The 15,812-nt window shown below is 40.7% G+C and carries 13 protein-coding genes, 1 other RNA gene and 1 pseudogene; 7 read left to right on the top strand and 8 right to left on the bottom strand.

The window, feature by feature from the left end; all coding sequences use genetic code 11:
• Positions 1-304 precede the first annotated feature (304 nt).
• From AAGD16_RS10690 to fabB, 3 genes are all read right to left on the bottom strand, one after another.
• The gene (locus AAGD16_RS10690) at positions 305-1,321 is read right to left on the bottom strand and encodes an aspartate-semialdehyde dehydrogenase (RefSeq protein ID WP_013465468.1); all 1,017 of its coding nucleotides are present in this window, start codon (positions 1,319-1,321) and stop codon (positions 305-307) included.
• Positions 1,322-1,366: 45 nt separating this feature from the next.
• The gene (locus tag AAGD16_RS10695; protein WP_262975977.1) at positions 1,367-2,488 is read right to left on the bottom strand and encodes a 4-phosphoerythronate dehydrogenase; all 1,122 of its coding nucleotides are present in this window, start codon (positions 2,486-2,488) and stop codon (positions 1,367-1,369) included.
• Between the two features lie 108 nt (positions 2,489-2,596).
• On the bottom strand, positions 2,597-3,808 hold the full coding sequence (gene fabB / locus AAGD16_RS10700) for a beta-ketoacyl-ACP synthase I (protein ID WP_013465470.1): 1,212 nt from the start codon (positions 3,806-3,808) through the stop codon (positions 2,597-2,599).
• 179 nt (positions 3,809-3,987) lie between these two features.
• On the opposite strand from fabB, the gene mnmC reads away from it, so the two are divergent.
• Together mnmC and AAGD16_RS10710 are read left to right on the top strand one after the other, a co-directional pair.
• The gene (mnmC, locus tag AAGD16_RS10705; protein WP_377111646.1) at positions 3,988-5,997 is read left to right on the top strand and encodes a bifunctional tRNA (5-methylaminomethyl-2-thiouridine)(34)-methyltransferase MnmD/FAD-dependent 5-carboxymethylaminomethyl-2-thiouridine(34) oxidoreductase MnmC; all 2,010 of its coding nucleotides are present in this window, start codon (positions 3,988-3,990) and stop codon (positions 5,995-5,997) included.
• A 291-nt stretch (positions 5,998-6,288) separates the two neighbouring features.
• Positions 6,289-6,924, top strand: coding sequence for an NAD(P)-binding oxidoreductase (locus AAGD16_RS10710; RefSeq protein WP_016899261.1), 636 nt, complete (start codon positions 6,289-6,291; stop codon positions 6,922-6,924).
• Here the strand turns inward: AAGD16_RS10710 and AAGD16_RS10715 are convergent.
• Positions 6,917-7,675, bottom strand: a complete 759-nt coding sequence (locus tag AAGD16_RS10715; RefSeq protein ID WP_377111650.1) for a sulfite exporter TauE/SafE family protein — start codon at positions 7,673-7,675, stop codon at positions 6,917-6,919. The two genes, AAGD16_RS10710 and AAGD16_RS10715, sit on opposite strands and share 8 nt — an antisense overlap.
• Positions 7,676-8,116: 441 nt before the next feature.
• Here AAGD16_RS10715 and AAGD16_RS10720 point away from each other — a divergent pair, with 441 nt between their 5' ends.
• Together AAGD16_RS10720 and AAGD16_RS10725 are read left to right on the top strand one after the other, a co-directional pair.
• Entirely contained in the window at positions 8,117-8,974 is an 858-nt protein-coding gene (locus AAGD16_RS10720) for a hypothetical protein (protein ID WP_377111653.1), read from the top strand.
• A gap of 1 nt (position 8,975) precedes the next feature.
• Positions 8,976-9,356, top strand: a complete 381-nt coding sequence (locus AAGD16_RS10725; protein WP_377111656.1) for a hypothetical protein — start codon at positions 8,976-8,978, stop codon at positions 9,354-9,356.
• Here the strand turns inward: AAGD16_RS10725 and AAGD16_RS10730 are convergent.
• From AAGD16_RS10730 to ssrA, 3 genes and pseudogenes are all read right to left on the bottom strand, one after another.
• Positions 9,346-9,618: pseudogene (locus AAGD16_RS10730) on the bottom strand (tyrosine-type recombinase/integrase); the annotation flags it as partial. The gene AAGD16_RS10725 and the pseudogene AAGD16_RS10730 sit on opposite strands and share 11 nt — an antisense overlap.
• Positions 9,614-9,781 carry a winged helix-turn-helix domain-containing protein gene (locus tag AAGD16_RS10735; protein WP_377111659.1) on the bottom strand — a complete coding sequence of 56 codons (168 nt, stop codon included), beginning with the start codon at positions 9,779-9,781 and terminating at the stop codon, positions 9,614-9,616. The gene AAGD16_RS10735 and the pseudogene AAGD16_RS10730, both read right to left, overlap by 5 nt.
• A 194-nt stretch (positions 9,782-9,975) precedes the next feature.
• Positions 9,976-10,332: a transfer-messenger RNA gene (gene ssrA, locus AAGD16_RS10740) on the bottom strand.
• Positions 10,333-10,582: 250 nt separating this feature from the next.
• Here ssrA and AAGD16_RS10745 point away from each other — a divergent pair.
• Positions 10,583-12,208: a DUF342 domain-containing protein gene (locus AAGD16_RS10745; protein ID WP_016899259.1), complete on the top strand. Its 1,626-nt coding sequence runs from the start codon at positions 10,583-10,585 to the stop codon at positions 12,206-12,208.
• 64 nt (positions 12,209-12,272) lie between these two features.
• On the opposite strand, the gene rnt is transcribed toward AAGD16_RS10745, so the two are convergent.
• Positions 12,273-12,947, bottom strand: coding sequence for a ribonuclease T (gene rnt, locus AAGD16_RS10750; protein ID WP_013465481.1), 675 nt, complete (start codon positions 12,945-12,947; stop codon positions 12,273-12,275).
• A gap of 471 nt (positions 12,948-13,418) precedes the next feature.
• Between rnt and AAGD16_RS10755 the strand changes: the two genes are divergently transcribed.
• Complete coding sequence (locus AAGD16_RS10755; RefSeq protein WP_377111664.1) at positions 13,419-14,297, top strand: OmpA family protein; 879 nt, start codon at positions 13,419-13,421, stop codon at positions 14,295-14,297.
• 302 nt (positions 14,298-14,599) lie between these two features.
• Entirely contained in the window at positions 14,600-15,802 is a 1,203-nt protein-coding gene (locus AAGD16_RS10760) for an aromatic amino acid transport family protein (protein ID WP_083494660.1), read from the top strand.
• Positions 15,803-15,812 lie beyond the last annotated feature (10 nt).

The following is a 15,812-nucleotide window of genomic DNA, read 5'->3' on the forward strand; positions in this document are numbered from 1 at the left end:
GCTTAAACATTGATTATTCTTGCCGTTGTTAGCCACGTGGCCAACGCACATTTTTATTACAATCTATTTTTATTGCAAGCTCTATTCCAGTTACAAACTATAAACCAGTTAAGCCATAATATCCATCGCAACGCATTGAAAATAAATACCTTAAACATCATGATAAAAATGTTTTTATGTTGTTTATCAAGATGTTTACACTCTCTCAGTTAATAAGTGGCAAAAAAATGGCGGTTAAAGCATAAAAAAACGGCAAACCACTGTGGTTTGCCGTTTATTGAAATTATCACTATTTTCAGGCTAATTACATATAATTAGCAATCAGTTCTTCTGCTATTTGTACACTATTGGTTGCAGCCCCTTTTCGGGTATTATCACTTACTACCCACATATTTAATCCATGTGGGTGTGAAATATCAGCACGTAAACGGCCGATATAAACAGTATCATTACCACTGGCATCCGACACAGCCGTTGGGTAGTCGCCAGCATCATCAATTAGCTCAACACCTGGCGCATCACTCAATAGTTGCTTTACATGCTCAAAATCATAAGGCATACGCGTTTCAATATTAATTGACTCAGAATGACCAAAAAATACAGGGACGCGAACACAAGTCGGGTTTACCGCAATGGTTGTATCGCCTAAAATTTTATGCGTTTCGTTTACCATTTTCATTTCTTCGCGCGTATAGCCGTTATCTTCAAAGCTATCGATTTGCGGTATTACATTAAACGCAATTTGCTTAGGAAATATTTCGTTTTCCATTGGGCGTGCATTCATTAAATTTGCAGTTTGTTTAGCCAGTTCATCAACTGCCTCTTTACCCGCTCCCGACACCGCTTGGTAAGTTGAAACGTTAATACGATCAATGCCGTATGCATCATAAATAGGCTTAAGCGCAAGCATCATTTGAATGGTTGAACAATTAGGGTTGGCAATAATATTACGATTTCTAAAATCGGCTAAGCTCGATGCATTTACTTCTGGCACAATAAGCGGCACTTCAAAGTCATTTCTAAAGTGCGATGTGTTATCAATAACGATACAGCCAGCGTCTGCGGCAATAGGGGCATATTTTTCAGATACACTGCCACCAGCAGAAAATAAACCGATATGCGCTTGGCTAAAGTCAAAGCCTTCAACATCACGTACTTCTATGGTCTCACCACGAAACTTTATATCTTCGCCAGCACTGCGGCTGCTTGCTAATAAAAACAGCTGATCGACCGGAAATTTACGATCTTCCAAAGTTTCAATGATTTGACGACCTACAAGGCCTGTAGCGCCGAGTACGGCAACGTTATATTTTTGCGACATATTTCATCCTCTGTAAGCACGATTAAAACAACCGTGCTAATTAAATTAGTTTGCTGTAGTAAAACCAAGCTGCGCAAGTGCAGCAAGCTCGGTGCTATCACCTTCAACCACCACGGTGCTAAACTCACGTCGGGTTGGATAATTTTTTCGTAAACTGTCAAAGCCTTCATCGGCCAAGTGACGCAGTAAAATGCCATCATCACGGCGTACGTCATAAACTAAGTGCACTAAACGGGCTATATCTGTTTCGCTAAAACTACTTCCTAGGGCGACTTTTTTAATTGCAGGAGGCGGTAAAAAATCATCAAGCGATTTTATTGCGTTAACCCCTTTTAGCTCACACAAGCTTTGATACAACATTTGTGTACCCCGAGCTTTACCCTCAAGAGTATGTCCGGCAATGTGCACACTGGCATAGCGAACATGCTCAAGTAACTCGGTTAAAATGTTAGGTTCGTTTTCCCACACATCCAACACTAAATCGAGCTCAGCGCCGGCTTCCATCACCTCAAGTAATGCTTGATTATCAATCACATCACCTCTGCTGGCGTTAATTAAAGTAAGCCCAGGTTTAAGCGTAGTTAAGCGCTTTTTATCAAGCATGTGCAGTGTTTTATGCGTACCTGTTTTTACTAACGGCACATGAAACGTGACTATATCTGACTGCGCTAATAGCTCATCAAGCTCAACGTGCTCGGGTAATAGCCCTTGCTCATGCTTTATTGGGTCGCACAATAGTAAATTAACGTTAAGTGCTTTTAGCTTGTGCGCGAGGCAGCTACCAATATTACCCACACCCACAATACCAATTGTTTTTCCGCTTAATGGGCTGGCGTTTTCTTGACTTAATGCAAATAAACTACTGATCACATATTCAGCAACCGCAATCGCATTGCAGCCTGGTGCACTGGTAAAAGCAATATTTTTTGCGTTGAGCAAATCGGTATCAATATGATCCACACCAATAGTGGCTGTACCTACAAAGCTTAGCTTATTAGCCTGTGCTAATAATTCACTATTGACCTGCGTGACTGAACGAGTGAGTAATACATCAACATCAATGAGTTGTTCTGGAGTTAATTGCCTGCCATCAAATCGTTCAACCTCACCCATATCTTTAAAGAATTGCTCAACTAAAGGCATATTTTGATCGGCAAGAATTTTCATTGTGAATCCGTTTGGCAAAATGAGGCTCTATTGTAACGAACAACCGCCTATTTGCACAAACGAAAAAGCCGAGCATTTTGCTCGGCTTTAAAATAGTTAAAGGTTTACTTAGCCTTTGTATTTGCTCATTACTAATGTGGCATTGGTGCCGCCAAAACCAAAACTGTTAGACATAACCGTATTTAGTTCAACGTCTTTGGCTTCAGTTACAATGTTCAAGCCCGCTGCTTGCTCATCAAGCTCATCAATATTGATAGATGGCGCAACAAAACCATGCTCAAGCATTAGCAATGAAAAGATGGCTTCGTGTACACCTGCCGCCCCCAGTGCATGGCCTGTCATTGCTTTAGTTGCGCTGATCATTGGCGAGTTACCACCAAATACTTCTTGAATAGCGCCCAGCTCTTTCACATCGCCTACGGGTGTTGACGTACCATGGGTATTCAAGTAATCAATGCTATCAACGTTTTGCATTGCTTGGCGCATACAACGTACTGCGCCCTCACCCGATGGTGCAACCATGTCGTAACCATCTGAGGTTGCGCCGTAACCGGTAATTTCAGCATAAATGTGCGCGCCACGTGCAAGTGCGTGTTCTAGCTCTTCAACAACCACAATACCGCCACCGGCTGAAATCACAAAACCATCACGGTTAGCATCGTATGTACGTGATGCTTTTTCAGGTGTGTCGTTATATTTAGTCGAAAGCGCGCCCATAGCGTCAAATTCCATCGCTAGCGTCCAGTGAAGTTCTTCACCCCCACCTGCAAAAATAACGTCTTGCTTGCCTAGTTGAATTTGCTCAACGGCATGGCCAATACAATGCGCAGAGGTTGCACACGCAGAGCTAATTGAATAGTTAACGCCTTTAATTTTAAATGGCGTTGCTAAACAAGCCGAGGTGGTGCTCGCCATAGTACGTGGCACCATGTAAGGGCCAACGCGCTTAACGCCTTTTTCGCGAAGGATATCGGCCGCTTCTACTTGCCATTTTGATGAACCGCCGCCAGAACCCACTAATAAACCAGTGCGCTCGTTTGATACTTGTTCGTCGCTAAGGCCCGCATCTTCAATCGCTTGTGCCATTGAGATATAAGAATAAGCCGCTGCATCACCCATAAAGCGCATTGCTTTGCGGTCAACATGCTCTTTAACATCAATATCAATTTTACCTGATACATTGCTGCGCAATTTGTAATCAGCAAATTCTTGGTTAAAAGCAATACCGCTTTTACCCGCTCTTAGTGACTCTAATACTTCTTCTTTATTATTGCCGATGCTTGATACAACACCGATGCCTGTTATTACGGCTCTTCTCATGGGTAATTCCCTTAGCTTAATACTTAATTGTGTTCTATTTTACGCGAATTTAATCACCTAAGTGGTCAGCTTTCTAGCGTACACTTGTACTCTGAACCTACAGCTTATAAATAACGCCAGACTATTTCAAAGAAAACACGTAAAATAATTAAAAAATTATCTATAAAATTGAATTGGTCATGATAAAAAACGCCCACATACACTTTAATGATTTAGGGACACCGGTTGCTAATGACTTTGATGATGTTTATTTTTCTAATGACGACGGCCTCGCTGAGTCTCATTATGTGTTTTATCAACAAAACAATATAGAGTCACGGTTACAAAATCATGACCGTGAGCACTTTGTTATAGCCGAAACCGGTTTTGGTACAGGGCTTAATTTTTTAAATGCATGGCAGCAGTTTTATGACCACCTGCAATGCCCACAAGTTCAAAGTCAACAGTCTAATAACGTGCAACGACTGCATTTTATTTCTTTTGAAAAATATCCACTTAGCGTAAATGATTTAAAACAAGCCTTGCAAGCTTGGCCTAGTTTAAGTCATTTAAGCGCCCAACTCGTCTCCCACTACCCGATTAATTTAACCGGTTGTCATCGCCTTGAATTTGCCAATGGCCTTGTGGTGCTCGACCTCTACTTTGGTGATGTGCTGGAATGTATTAATAGCATGAGCTATCCACAAAGTGGACTGGTTGACGCATGGTTTTTAGATGGTTTTGCACCGAGTAAAAACCCCGACATGTGGCAGCAAAGTGTATTTAATGCCATGGTCGATATTTCTAGAAGCAATGCCACATTAGCCACGTTTACCGCTGCGGGCTTTGTGCGCAGAGGACTAAACGAGGCAGGCTTTAGCATGCAAAAAGCCAAAGGCTTTGGCCGAAAACGAGAGATGCTAGTTGGCACACTCGCTCAGGCTAATTCAAAACAATCGGCCCCCGCCTATTTTGAGCATCACTTCTCTCCCCTTACCAATGTGGCTGTTATTGGCGGTGGTATAGCCAGCAGTTGTATTCTTTATAGCCTTGCAAAACGCGGTATACCAAGCCACTTATTTTGCCAAGATAAACAACCGGCCATGGGGGCATCTCACAATGTACAAGGGGCGATATATCCGCATTTACAAGCAAAAAATTCGCCACACAGTGAACTATTTGCCCATAGTTTTTTATACGCAAAGCGGCTTTACAATCAATTACTCAACAATGGCTTTTTGTTTGATCACCAGTGGTGTGGTGTGCTGCAACATGCAGTAAAAAAACCATTGGCAGAGCGTCATCAAAATCTCGCTGATAAACAACTGTGGCCAGAGCAGCTTATGCGAAATGTGACTGCTGATGAGGGTGATGCTATTGCTGGGGTTAAAACAGGTTACTCAGGGGTGTTTTTTGAACAAGGCGGCTGGGTTAATCCCCCCCAGTTAGTCAGTGCTATGTTAGATGCCGCACAGCAATTAAATGAGTTTGAGAGCTTATTTAATTGCCACATTGAGCAACTTAACAAACAACCCGATGGCTGGTACTTAACAACGCAAAAACAAACATTTGGCCCCTTTAGCGATTTGATTATTTGCGCCGGTGAACACAGCGATGCATTTGCGCAAACTAAAACGCTCCCTATTGTTGGCGTACGCGGACAGGTGTCACATGTTCAAGCAAGCACGCAATCACGTAAGCTAAAAACCGTGTTGTGTCACAAGGGGTATTTCACCCCCGCTTATTTAGATCACCATTGTATGGGCGCCACCTTTGAAAAAAACAGTAAAAGCCGTGAAGTGACCGAGCAAGATAATCGAACCAACCGCGAGCAACTGCTGAGCTTTTATAACAACACTGAATTTGCCACCAGCTTAGGCGATATTAGCTCTGCTAAAGCCGCTGTTCGCTGTAGTTTTATTGATCACTTACCTATGGCCGGTGAATGGGTGGAGCAAACTGACTATACACATGCATTTGCTAATTTACGTTTGGGTAAGCGCTATCAATACCAAGCATTAAAAAAACCACAACAGGGCCTGCATATTTTTACCGGCTTTGGCGCGCGAGCATTATGCAGTGCACCGCTATCTGCCGAGCACCTAATTAGTAGTTTAAACAATGAACCTCGCCCACTAAGCGAACGCGTAAGCCAAGCTATTCACCCAGGCCGATTTATTGTTCGTGACCTTATTCGCAATAAAATTTAAAGGTAATAATACCTACAAAGCCCTTTACCGTAATTACCAAGAACGAAGTGTACGTATTGGCTTATACCACCGTAGCTTTGTAACCGAAGTAAGTATAATGATCGAGTAAAAAGTTCTAAAAAACGCCTAAAAAAATAGCTAATTTTAATACTCAGTTAAGTAATAACTTTTCACTAATATGTTTTTTTTAAATAAGCTCGTTTAAATCCCATTTACTCTTTAAAAATAATTTCCTACCCCAAGGTCTGTTTGTACGAACAATCTTTACACTATATTGAGAAGGAATTAATTATGAGTAAGACTTTAATTATTGGCGCAAGTGGTCAAATTGGTAAAATGGCTACCAAACTACTTTTAGAAAATGAGCAAAATGTTGTTGCACTTGTAAGAGACAAAAGCAAACTGCGTGATTTAGATAGCCCATTTTTAAGTATTGTTGAACAGGATTTAGAAGGTGACTTTTCAAGTGCCATTAATGGCTGCGACCAAGTTATCTTTGCAGCAGGTTCAGGTGGAAGTACAGGCACAGATAAAACCGTACTTATTGATTTGTGGGCAGCGACAAAAGCAGCAACTTATTCTAAAGAGCACGGTGTAAAACACTTTATTATGGTCAGCTCTATTGGTGCAGACGATCCTGATGCGATAGATAGTGACTTAAAGCCTTATCTTGTAGCAAAACATATGGCTGATGAGCATTTAATTCACAGTGGACTCAATTACACAATTGTCCGCCCAGGAACATTAACTGACGAAAGTGCCTCTTTGGAAGTAACAACAGAGCGCCCTAGCGATCAGTCAAAGGCTAAAATTAGCCGCGAAAATGTAGCCAACGCATTGCTTCACGTTGCTACAAACTCATTTAATAGCAATCGTATTTTTGAGTTATTTGATGGCGATAAACCAATAAAAGCCGCTATTAAGTAAGCATTACACTCCCCCCTTGCCATGCAAGCTGCATGGCAAGCAGAGTTAAAATCACTTTAAAAATAACCCTAAAACGTGCCACCGATAACCGCTTAAGTAAACGAATCCCTAACCAAGTGCCAATGGCTCCGCTTAAAATCATCGCCAGTGTTAACGGCAACCATTGCCAAAAGCTAAAACCCAGCCCTGCATAAACAACGGCTTTTAAACTATGCTGCAAGGTCATAATACTTGAAAAAGTCGCAGTAAATTTAAGCTTATCGTAATGATTAATGTGTAAATAACTTGCCACCAGAGGCCCACTTGCTCCCACAAAATTAGAAATAAATGCCGTAATTACACCCGCTATTAAACGCCCTAATCGTGAGTCTTTATTAAATTCAGGGATTGTTCCCCACAGTAAATAAATCACAAATAAAGCCACAAACAGCTTCATGCTATCAAGGTTAATATCGCTCACTACTTGGCTCGACAACCCGGCACCAATTAACCCACCCAGAGTAAAATACAACAACATCGGCTTATCAAGATGAGCAATACTTAACAATAATCGATTGGCATTAGAGCCTAACTGCACTAAACCATGAACCGGCACAACCATTGCCATCGGCATAACCGACGCCATTACCACCAACAACATTAAACCGCCACCCGCACCAAAGGCCGCCGATACAAACGAAGTAAACCCCGCCAGTAAAACCAATAAAAGCGAAATTAAAGGGGAAATGTGTTCAGCTGTAAAAATATCCATATCAAAGCTCGCAGTTAATCATTGGCTCATAATACAAAAAATAGGTAAGTAAGCGACTAGTCTATTAGTTGTAAGGGGTTCGGGGTTCGGGGTTCGGGGTTCGGGGTTCGGGGTTCGGGGTTCGGGGTTCGGGGTTCGGGGTTCGGGGTTCGGGGTTCGGGGTTCGGGGTTCGGGGTTCGGGGTTCGGGGTTCGGGGTTCGGGGTTCGGGGTTCGGGGTTCGGGGTTCGCAAGATAAATCAAAGCACAATAAATTCAATAATTTTAGCCATAAAAAAACGTTATTGGTGGGGCTCGGGGAGATAAGCCAGTCCGAAAAGCCTCGATTATTACAAGCATTGAATAAAAACAATAAGTTATCTACTAATAATAGCTCTCATAATCTTGTGAAGTATATTGAATTTGGGCATTATGTGGACAAATTAAACTATAAGGAAAAATAATGTTTGAAGGATTTAACTTAAAGCTATCTATAGACATGGAAGATGGAAGCTTTTTTGAAGAGCCATTCCCTATAGAGAGGATGAAACAAGAATTAAAAGACACTGTTTATGCTGACTCATATAAACACCTCAAAAATATATCTGACTATCTTAATGATGGAGATGGCACATTAGACGCAGATCAAATTATAGGGGATTGGTTTCCACCAAATGCTTTTGATATTTTTTTATCTCATTCGCACAAAGATGAGTCTTTAGCGATTCTAATTGCATATTTATTTAAAAAAAAGTGCGGCTTAAATGTTTTTATTGACTCTATTTTTTGGGGTTACTCCGATGATTTATTGAGGAAAGTTGATAATAAATATGCATATAATAAAAATTCTAACATCTACTCTTATGATGTTAGAAATAAAACAACATCAAACGTTTATTTAATGCTTAACTCCGCGCTCATTGAAGTGATTGATAAATCTGAATGTTTAATATTTTTAAACTCTGAAAATTCAATTGTTCAAGATTCCGATCCATCAAAATTATATAAAAATCATAGTTACACTACCTCTCCATGGTTAATGTCTGAATTAAACTTCTCGAGCAAAGCAAGAAAAGTCTACCCAAAACGGATAGACCCAACAATTAAACGCCACGTATCTCTCGAAAAGTCATCCCTTGAATCAGCAAGTAATGTATTACAAGTTAAGTATAAACTTCCGATGAATCATTTAAACGAATTAACTGAGGATACTTTTAAAAAATGGTTTGAAAAAATCATAAATTCAGAGCTAAATGAACTAGAGGTTCTAGATTACTTATATGAATTAACTGGTTTAGGTTATGTAAATAAGGGCAATTAACATGCAAGAAAAACGATTAGAGCTTATACAACTTATTATAACTAGAGTGGCTAACAACTCATTTCTATTAAAAGGATGGTCTCTCACAGTTTCAACAGCTATTGTTGGCATTGCATCGAAAAGTGAGGGTATAGCTGGTGACTATTTTATGCTATCTCCCGTAATTCTTTTTTGGTACTTAGATTCATATTATTTATCCCAAGAAAGAGCTTTTAGAAAGCTTTATGAAAAAGCAATTACAGAGCAAGCTACAAACTACTCTTTGGACAACAGAGAGTTTCTGAATGGTACTCTGTCTATTCTTTCAACTGCAAAATCAAGGACAGTTTTACCGTTTTATTTGGCTCAAATACTATTTATTTATTTTGGTTTTATATCTTAGGCCCTAACCTAATAGCATCTTCTAAATGACTTGGTGCAAAGTGCGCGTAAACCATAGTTTGCTCAATCTTTGCATGACCAAGTATTTGCTGTAGCACTAAAATATTACCTCCGTTCATCATAAAGTGACTTGCGAAAGTATGACGTAAAACATGGCTACACTGCCCTTTTGGCAAATTAATATCTGTTTTATTTACTGCCCTTTCAAACGCCTTTCGACAATCTGCAAATAATGACCCTGACTTTTTAGGGAGCTGATTAAACGGGTGAATTAACCTGCCAATACCCTGTTTTCTTAGCGCCAATACGAGTTATCAAGCCTGCACCTTTCAAAAACTTTACGCGCCTTTCAATAGTGCTTTGAGACTTACCACATTTTTCAGCAAGCTGTGCATTAGTTTTATAGCGGTCTTGTTGAATAAACATCAAAATATCTTTATCAAGATTAGAGAGTTTTAAACCATCATTTAAACCGTCACTTAATATTTTATTAGTACACCCGAGACTGCAAGCAAATCTATTGTCTTAATTAAATTTTAGCCATAAAAAAACCCGCGACTTGATTGCTCAAGTTGCGGGTTTTTTAGGGTTTTTAAACAAACGAATTTAAAAACCTTTATTGGTGGAGCTGGGGGGATTTGAACCCCCGTCCGAAAAGCCTCGACCGTCGGTACTACATGTTTAGTATTGTCATTTAATTAACCTTTAAATCCCGGACAAACACGGTAGATAAAGGCGAGGCCGCTTAGTTTTAACGCTTCAACCCCGGCCAGGGTTTCCGTCGCGATCAGGTGTTAGGGTGACACTCCAAAATCCAGTCCACAAGAATACATGGAAGGAGCGCTAGCCAGCCTAAGCTGCTAGAGAGTAGTTATCGTCGTTTGCGATTACTTTAAATTGCGGCTTTTTTACGAGGCAAACCGCACCTCGACATGCACCTTGGGCTTCTTGAATTCCGTCGAATCCTAATCAGCCCCTGAATAAGGTTACTCATTCAGAGCGTGCAAGCAGTATAACTGAGTAACCCATCAATACTCAACACCTTAGGCGTTTTATTTTATTGGTTGGTTAATCCTGCATCAAACACACTTTTAAATGTAAAATATTGGATAATTAAGAAACAATTACTTAACAAGCATGATGCTTTATGCTCAAATGTAGGGCTAGACCTTGGTCTAATACAATATAAAAAAATAATAACAGGCATATTACCTAGAGGATTTATAAATGTCGGTTTTTTCTTTTGATGAGCAAACGGGGCATATCTCTTTGCTCTCCCACCCTAATGTCTCAGGTTTAGCCTCAACAGCAACACAGCTTATTGAATTAATTAGGCAGTCAGAATATTGCGAGTGTGACATTATTGCTAGCAATATTGGTAAGTTGTTTGCTCAAAATAACGACGAAGAGACCCCCTCTTTGGTGGTTGCTCAAGCCATTGATGCAAAGCTAACCATTAACATTGATGAAAAAAATATGCTTGTTGAAGCTACCCTTATTACTGCTAAGGGCGGTAAATTACTTAACATGGAACAAGCAATTGACGTGTTAGCTCAGGCAGGGATTGTAAAGGGTATTAGCTCTCATGCATTAGAACAGTTATTGGCACAACAATTTGAACAACCCTCAGGAAGCACGCATTGCGCTGAAGTCGCTTTTGGTCGCGCGCCTAAAGTGGGTAACGATGCCAAATTTGTGCGTCTTTGCTGCACAGCGCAAGACCGCGTACTTAGCCCGCAAGCTAAGGGCGGTGGTAAAGTCGATATGAGAAACCTAGGTGATATTATTACTGTAAAACCTGGGTGTGAACTAATGCGGCGTATTCCAGCAACATCGGGAGTTGATGGCTTTACTGTGTTTGGAGATGTGCTAACTGCAATCCCTGGCAAAGAGCATAAATTACAACCTTTTGACGGTACTAAAATTGCGCCCGATAACCCCAACTTACTAATTGCCGACTGTACTGGTGTACCGGTTGCCCTTCCCCGTGGTATGCGTGTTGATGATGTTTTATGTTTTCATAATATTGACCCAAGTACCGGCCATGTTGAATTTGATGGCAGTATTATAGTCAGTGGTGATATAAAAGATGGCATGCGCGTGACTGCTACCGGCGATATTACTGTTTTAGGTTTTGTTGAATCGGCGCAGTTAAAAAGTAATAACGCCATCACAATAGTAAAGGGGGCAATTGGCAGAAAACGAGAAGCCGATGAGCCATTCACCTGTTCTATTTTTGCTAAACGAACCGTTGCACTTGGTTACTCTCAATACTGTGACATAAAAACGGAGCAAAACTTATTAATAGAACGCCAATCATTACATTGTGACTTGAGTGCTGGAAATTTAATTAGGGTTGGCAGCGCAAAAGATCCTAAAGGGAAAATTATTGGTGGCCATATTCTAGACGCAATGCGCATTGAAACAGGTGAATTGGGCGCACCAGCAGGAACTAAAACCCGTGTTTGCATCGCACAGCGATGGTATGTGCTAAAACAAAAACAAGCACAAATCACTGACTTTGAAAAAGTTTTAATCAGTAAGTCAATTGAACTACAGCAAGCGCGCCAGCGAATTAATAAACAAGTTGCAAGCGCACAGCGTCAGCAGTTTTTGAATAAAATAACAACGAATGAAGAACACATAGCAAACCGAAGCGCCAGTATCAGTCAGCAAAAGCAGTTGCTAAGAAAGAAAATGGCGCAGCTTTTAGCGCTCAGTCGTTTGAAAGTTAATGAGCTTATGCACCCCGGGGTGGAGCTTAAAATTGCACGAGAATCAATTAGCTTTTCGCGTAATTATCCACCACATTTAATTACTCACAGTGAAGGTAAAATAACGCAATCGTTTTAATAACGCATATTAAGACTGGCTCAGCCCACACAGTGAACACTCATTAATATGAGCTGAGTTTATGCTAATCTTGGTTGCTTACTTCGTCTTCGTTTTGTTGTGTTTCATCTATAGCAAGTGGCCAACCACCTAGTTGCTGCCAACGATTGACAATTAAACAATATAATTCAGCGGTGCGTTCTGTATCGTATAACGCAGAGTGTGCTTGTTTGTTATCAAACTCTATTCCTGCCGCGCGGCACGCTTTAGCCAATACTGTTTGCCCTAATGCCAAGCCTGCAAGTGATGTGGTATCAAAACTAACAAACGGATGAAATGGTGTGCGCTTAATGTTATTACGCTCAATAGCCGCATTTAAAAAGCCATGATCAAAAGCAGCATTATGAGCAACCACCACAGAGCGCTGGCACCCTGCGGCTTTTTGCGCTTTGCGCACTACTTTACAAATTTCTTTAATCGCCTCTTCTTCAGGGACTGCCCCTCGCAGTGCTGAAAAAGGCTCAATACCATTAAACTCAATGGCGGCTTGTTCAATGTTTGCGCCCTCAAACGGTTGCACATGAAAATGAACAGTATGATCTATGCTAAGCAATCCCTCGTCATCCATTTTTAAAACGGATGCTGCAATTTCAAGTAGTGCGTCGGTTTCTTTATTAAAACCGGCGGTTTCAACATCAATAACCACTGGAAAAAAGCCACGAAAGCGTTGTGCGAAAAGTGTTTGCTCAGTATTTGCCATAGTATTCTTGGTTTATAGGGATTAGCTATCTATTATGTCAAAATTGGTGGCCTGTCGGCTAGGGGATTTATTGATTAATTACAGTTAAACTATAGGCATGTTACTTGCTTAGTAATTAGGGTCTGTTGACCGTTGCGGATTAAAATTTGTTCAAGCTAGGGGCGGTTTAATCGCGGCGCGAGGTTTGTAACCTAGTGGGCTAAGTAAAAACCGAGCAACAAAGAGTAAATCGCCCCTAGGCAGAACCCTTCGGGCAGCGCCTGTTTGGCATTGATGCTTTGTTATCGCCTATTTATGGGGAATAACCACACCACATAGGCGCTGCCTTGCCTAAATACCAAACAGGCTGCTGCAAATTTAACCTTGAAAGGTCAACAGACCCTAGCGTTTGCGCTGAATTATTTACTGTTGCGTAATATTTTACGGTTTTTGTCACTTTTTTGGCAAAGCTAGATAACTGGAGAATTCTCAATGAAGTGTAAGTTGTTATTTATTAGCCTAAGCATTAGTAGTGTGCTGTATAGTTTGAATACAACTGCGGCAATGCGCCAGTACACGGCTAACCAAGATAATTCAAACTGGAACTTGGTTAAAACAACTCGCTTACAATGCCAATTAAATCATGAAGTTCCCTACTATGGTGAAGCCGTTTTTAAAGCATCAGCCAGTAAAAACAAAGATCTCACCTTTAATTTAGACATGGTTGTGCGCCCAGAAAATTACGCGATTGCCGGTTTGAAAGCGGTGCCACCTAGCTGGCGAGCAGGCCGCCCTGCCCGTGATATTGCTGATATGAAATTACTTAAAAAGTTTGATGGTGAATTAGGTAATAAAACAGCATGGGAAATGCTTACTGAGCTTGAAAAAGGTAACCAACCCACTTTTTACTACCAAGACTGGCAAAATAGTGCCGATAAAATTGCCGTGGGCATGTCTAATGTTAACTTTAAGCAAGCGTATTGGGCGTTTTTACAGTGTCGCGATGAACTACTGCCATACAATTTTGAAGATATTTCGTTCACTATAATGAACTATGAATCTAATAGCAGTAAGTTAACTAAGTCATCGCAACAACGCCTTGATAAAATTGCTGAGTATTTGAAAAACGACCCCAGTATAGAGTCAATCAGTATTGCATCCTATACCGATAGTTACGGTGGCCGCTGGAATAACCTCGATTTATCTAGAACCCGTGCCAAGGCGATTAAAGATTACATGGTGAGCTTAGGTGTTGATGAAGCTAAAGTGGTTACTGAAGGCTTTGGTGAAAAACGCTTTGTAGATACCAACGATAATATTTTGGGCCGTGATAAAAACCGCCGCTTAGTGATTCAAATAGCTAAAATGTAAATTCAGCCCCCTCTTTTAATGGTTGAAGGTGCAATTTTAGCACTTTCGGCCAACACCTATTGTTTTAGTAATCCCTCTATTGTGCAAAACCAATAATCTGACCATTTAGTTATTAACATTTGGCTTTTTATTTATTAATTATATTAATGAGTTAAATTACATCAGCAAAATATCTCTGCTTTTTAAATACAGTTGTAAATAGAAGATTACATTTTATTTTGTCTCTTTTATGACAAAACTATTTAAGTTTTGCACAACTAGTTATATCTTGCGTGTCTCTCACGTTTGATCAGGATCATTAAGTGCTTAAAAATAAAACAATAGGTAGCATGTTAATTGTTGCAGGAACCACCATAGGTGCAGGTATGCTTGCCCTGCCTATCGCCTCTGCAGGGCTTGGATTTAATACCGCGATGGTATTAATTATCGGTTGTTGGTTACTTATGACCTACACCGCTTTACTTATGTTGGAACTACATCAATACGCCCCTCGCGACGCCACCTTAAATACCTTGGCTAAGCTTTGGCTAGGTAAGCGCGGTCAGTATGTGGCTAACTTTTCAATGATATTTTTATTTTATGCGTTATGCGCGGCCTACATAGCAGGTGGCGGAGCCCAGCTACAAGAACGTATAAACACTGGTTTTAACTTAAGTATTGCCCCACAGTTAGGCTCCGTTATTTTAGCGGTGGTGATTGCAGGTGTTGTCACTTTAGGCACCAGCAAGGTAGATAAGCTTAATAGAGTGCTGTTTAGTATAAAAATAGTGGTATTGGGTAGCTTATTTTATATGCTTACGCCTTATGTGCATGGCCAGCACTTACTTGAAATGCCGGTTGAGCAAGGGCTGATACTTTCGGCTATTCCGGTGGTATTTACCTCTTTTGGCTTTCATGGCTCTATTCCTTCTATTGTTAAATACGTTGGCCTTGACATAAAAACCTTACGCAAAGTTATGATTGCAGGCGCCTCTTTACCACTGGTTATTTATATTTTTTGGCAGGTATTAAGCCAAGGTATAATGAGCCAAGCCCAACTTCTCGAAAGTGAAGGCTTAAGCGGGTTTGTAGCCAGTGTGGCAAATATTGCTAACAACACGAGCGTTTCTACAGCCGTTAAGCTTTTTGCTGATTTAGCGCTGGCAACGTCATTTTTAGGAGTGAGCTTAGGGTTGTTTGACTTTTTTGCCGACACATTCAAAAAAGCAGATACGGGCGCAGATAGAATAAAAACCGCATTTATTACCTTTATTCCTCCTCTTGGGTTTGCCTTATTTTATCCGCAAGGGTTTATTATGGCATTAGGTTATGCCGCCATTGCATTGGTGATATTGGCTGTATTTTTGCCGGTGAGTATGGTGTACAAACAGCGTCAAGGCGTTGAAAAAAGCGGTTATAAAGTACGAAGCGGTAATATTGGTTTAGCCATAGCCGCTTTGTGTGGCATTTCAATTATTAGTGCGCAATGCCTGCAAATGGCAGGGCTAATACCTGCAATAGGTTAATACCCCATAA

This window comes from Pseudoalteromonas sp. M58 (genome assembly GCF_042604605.1).
Lineage (GTDB): Bacteria > Pseudomonadota > Gammaproteobacteria > Enterobacterales > Alteromonadaceae > Pseudoalteromonas > Pseudoalteromonas tetraodonis.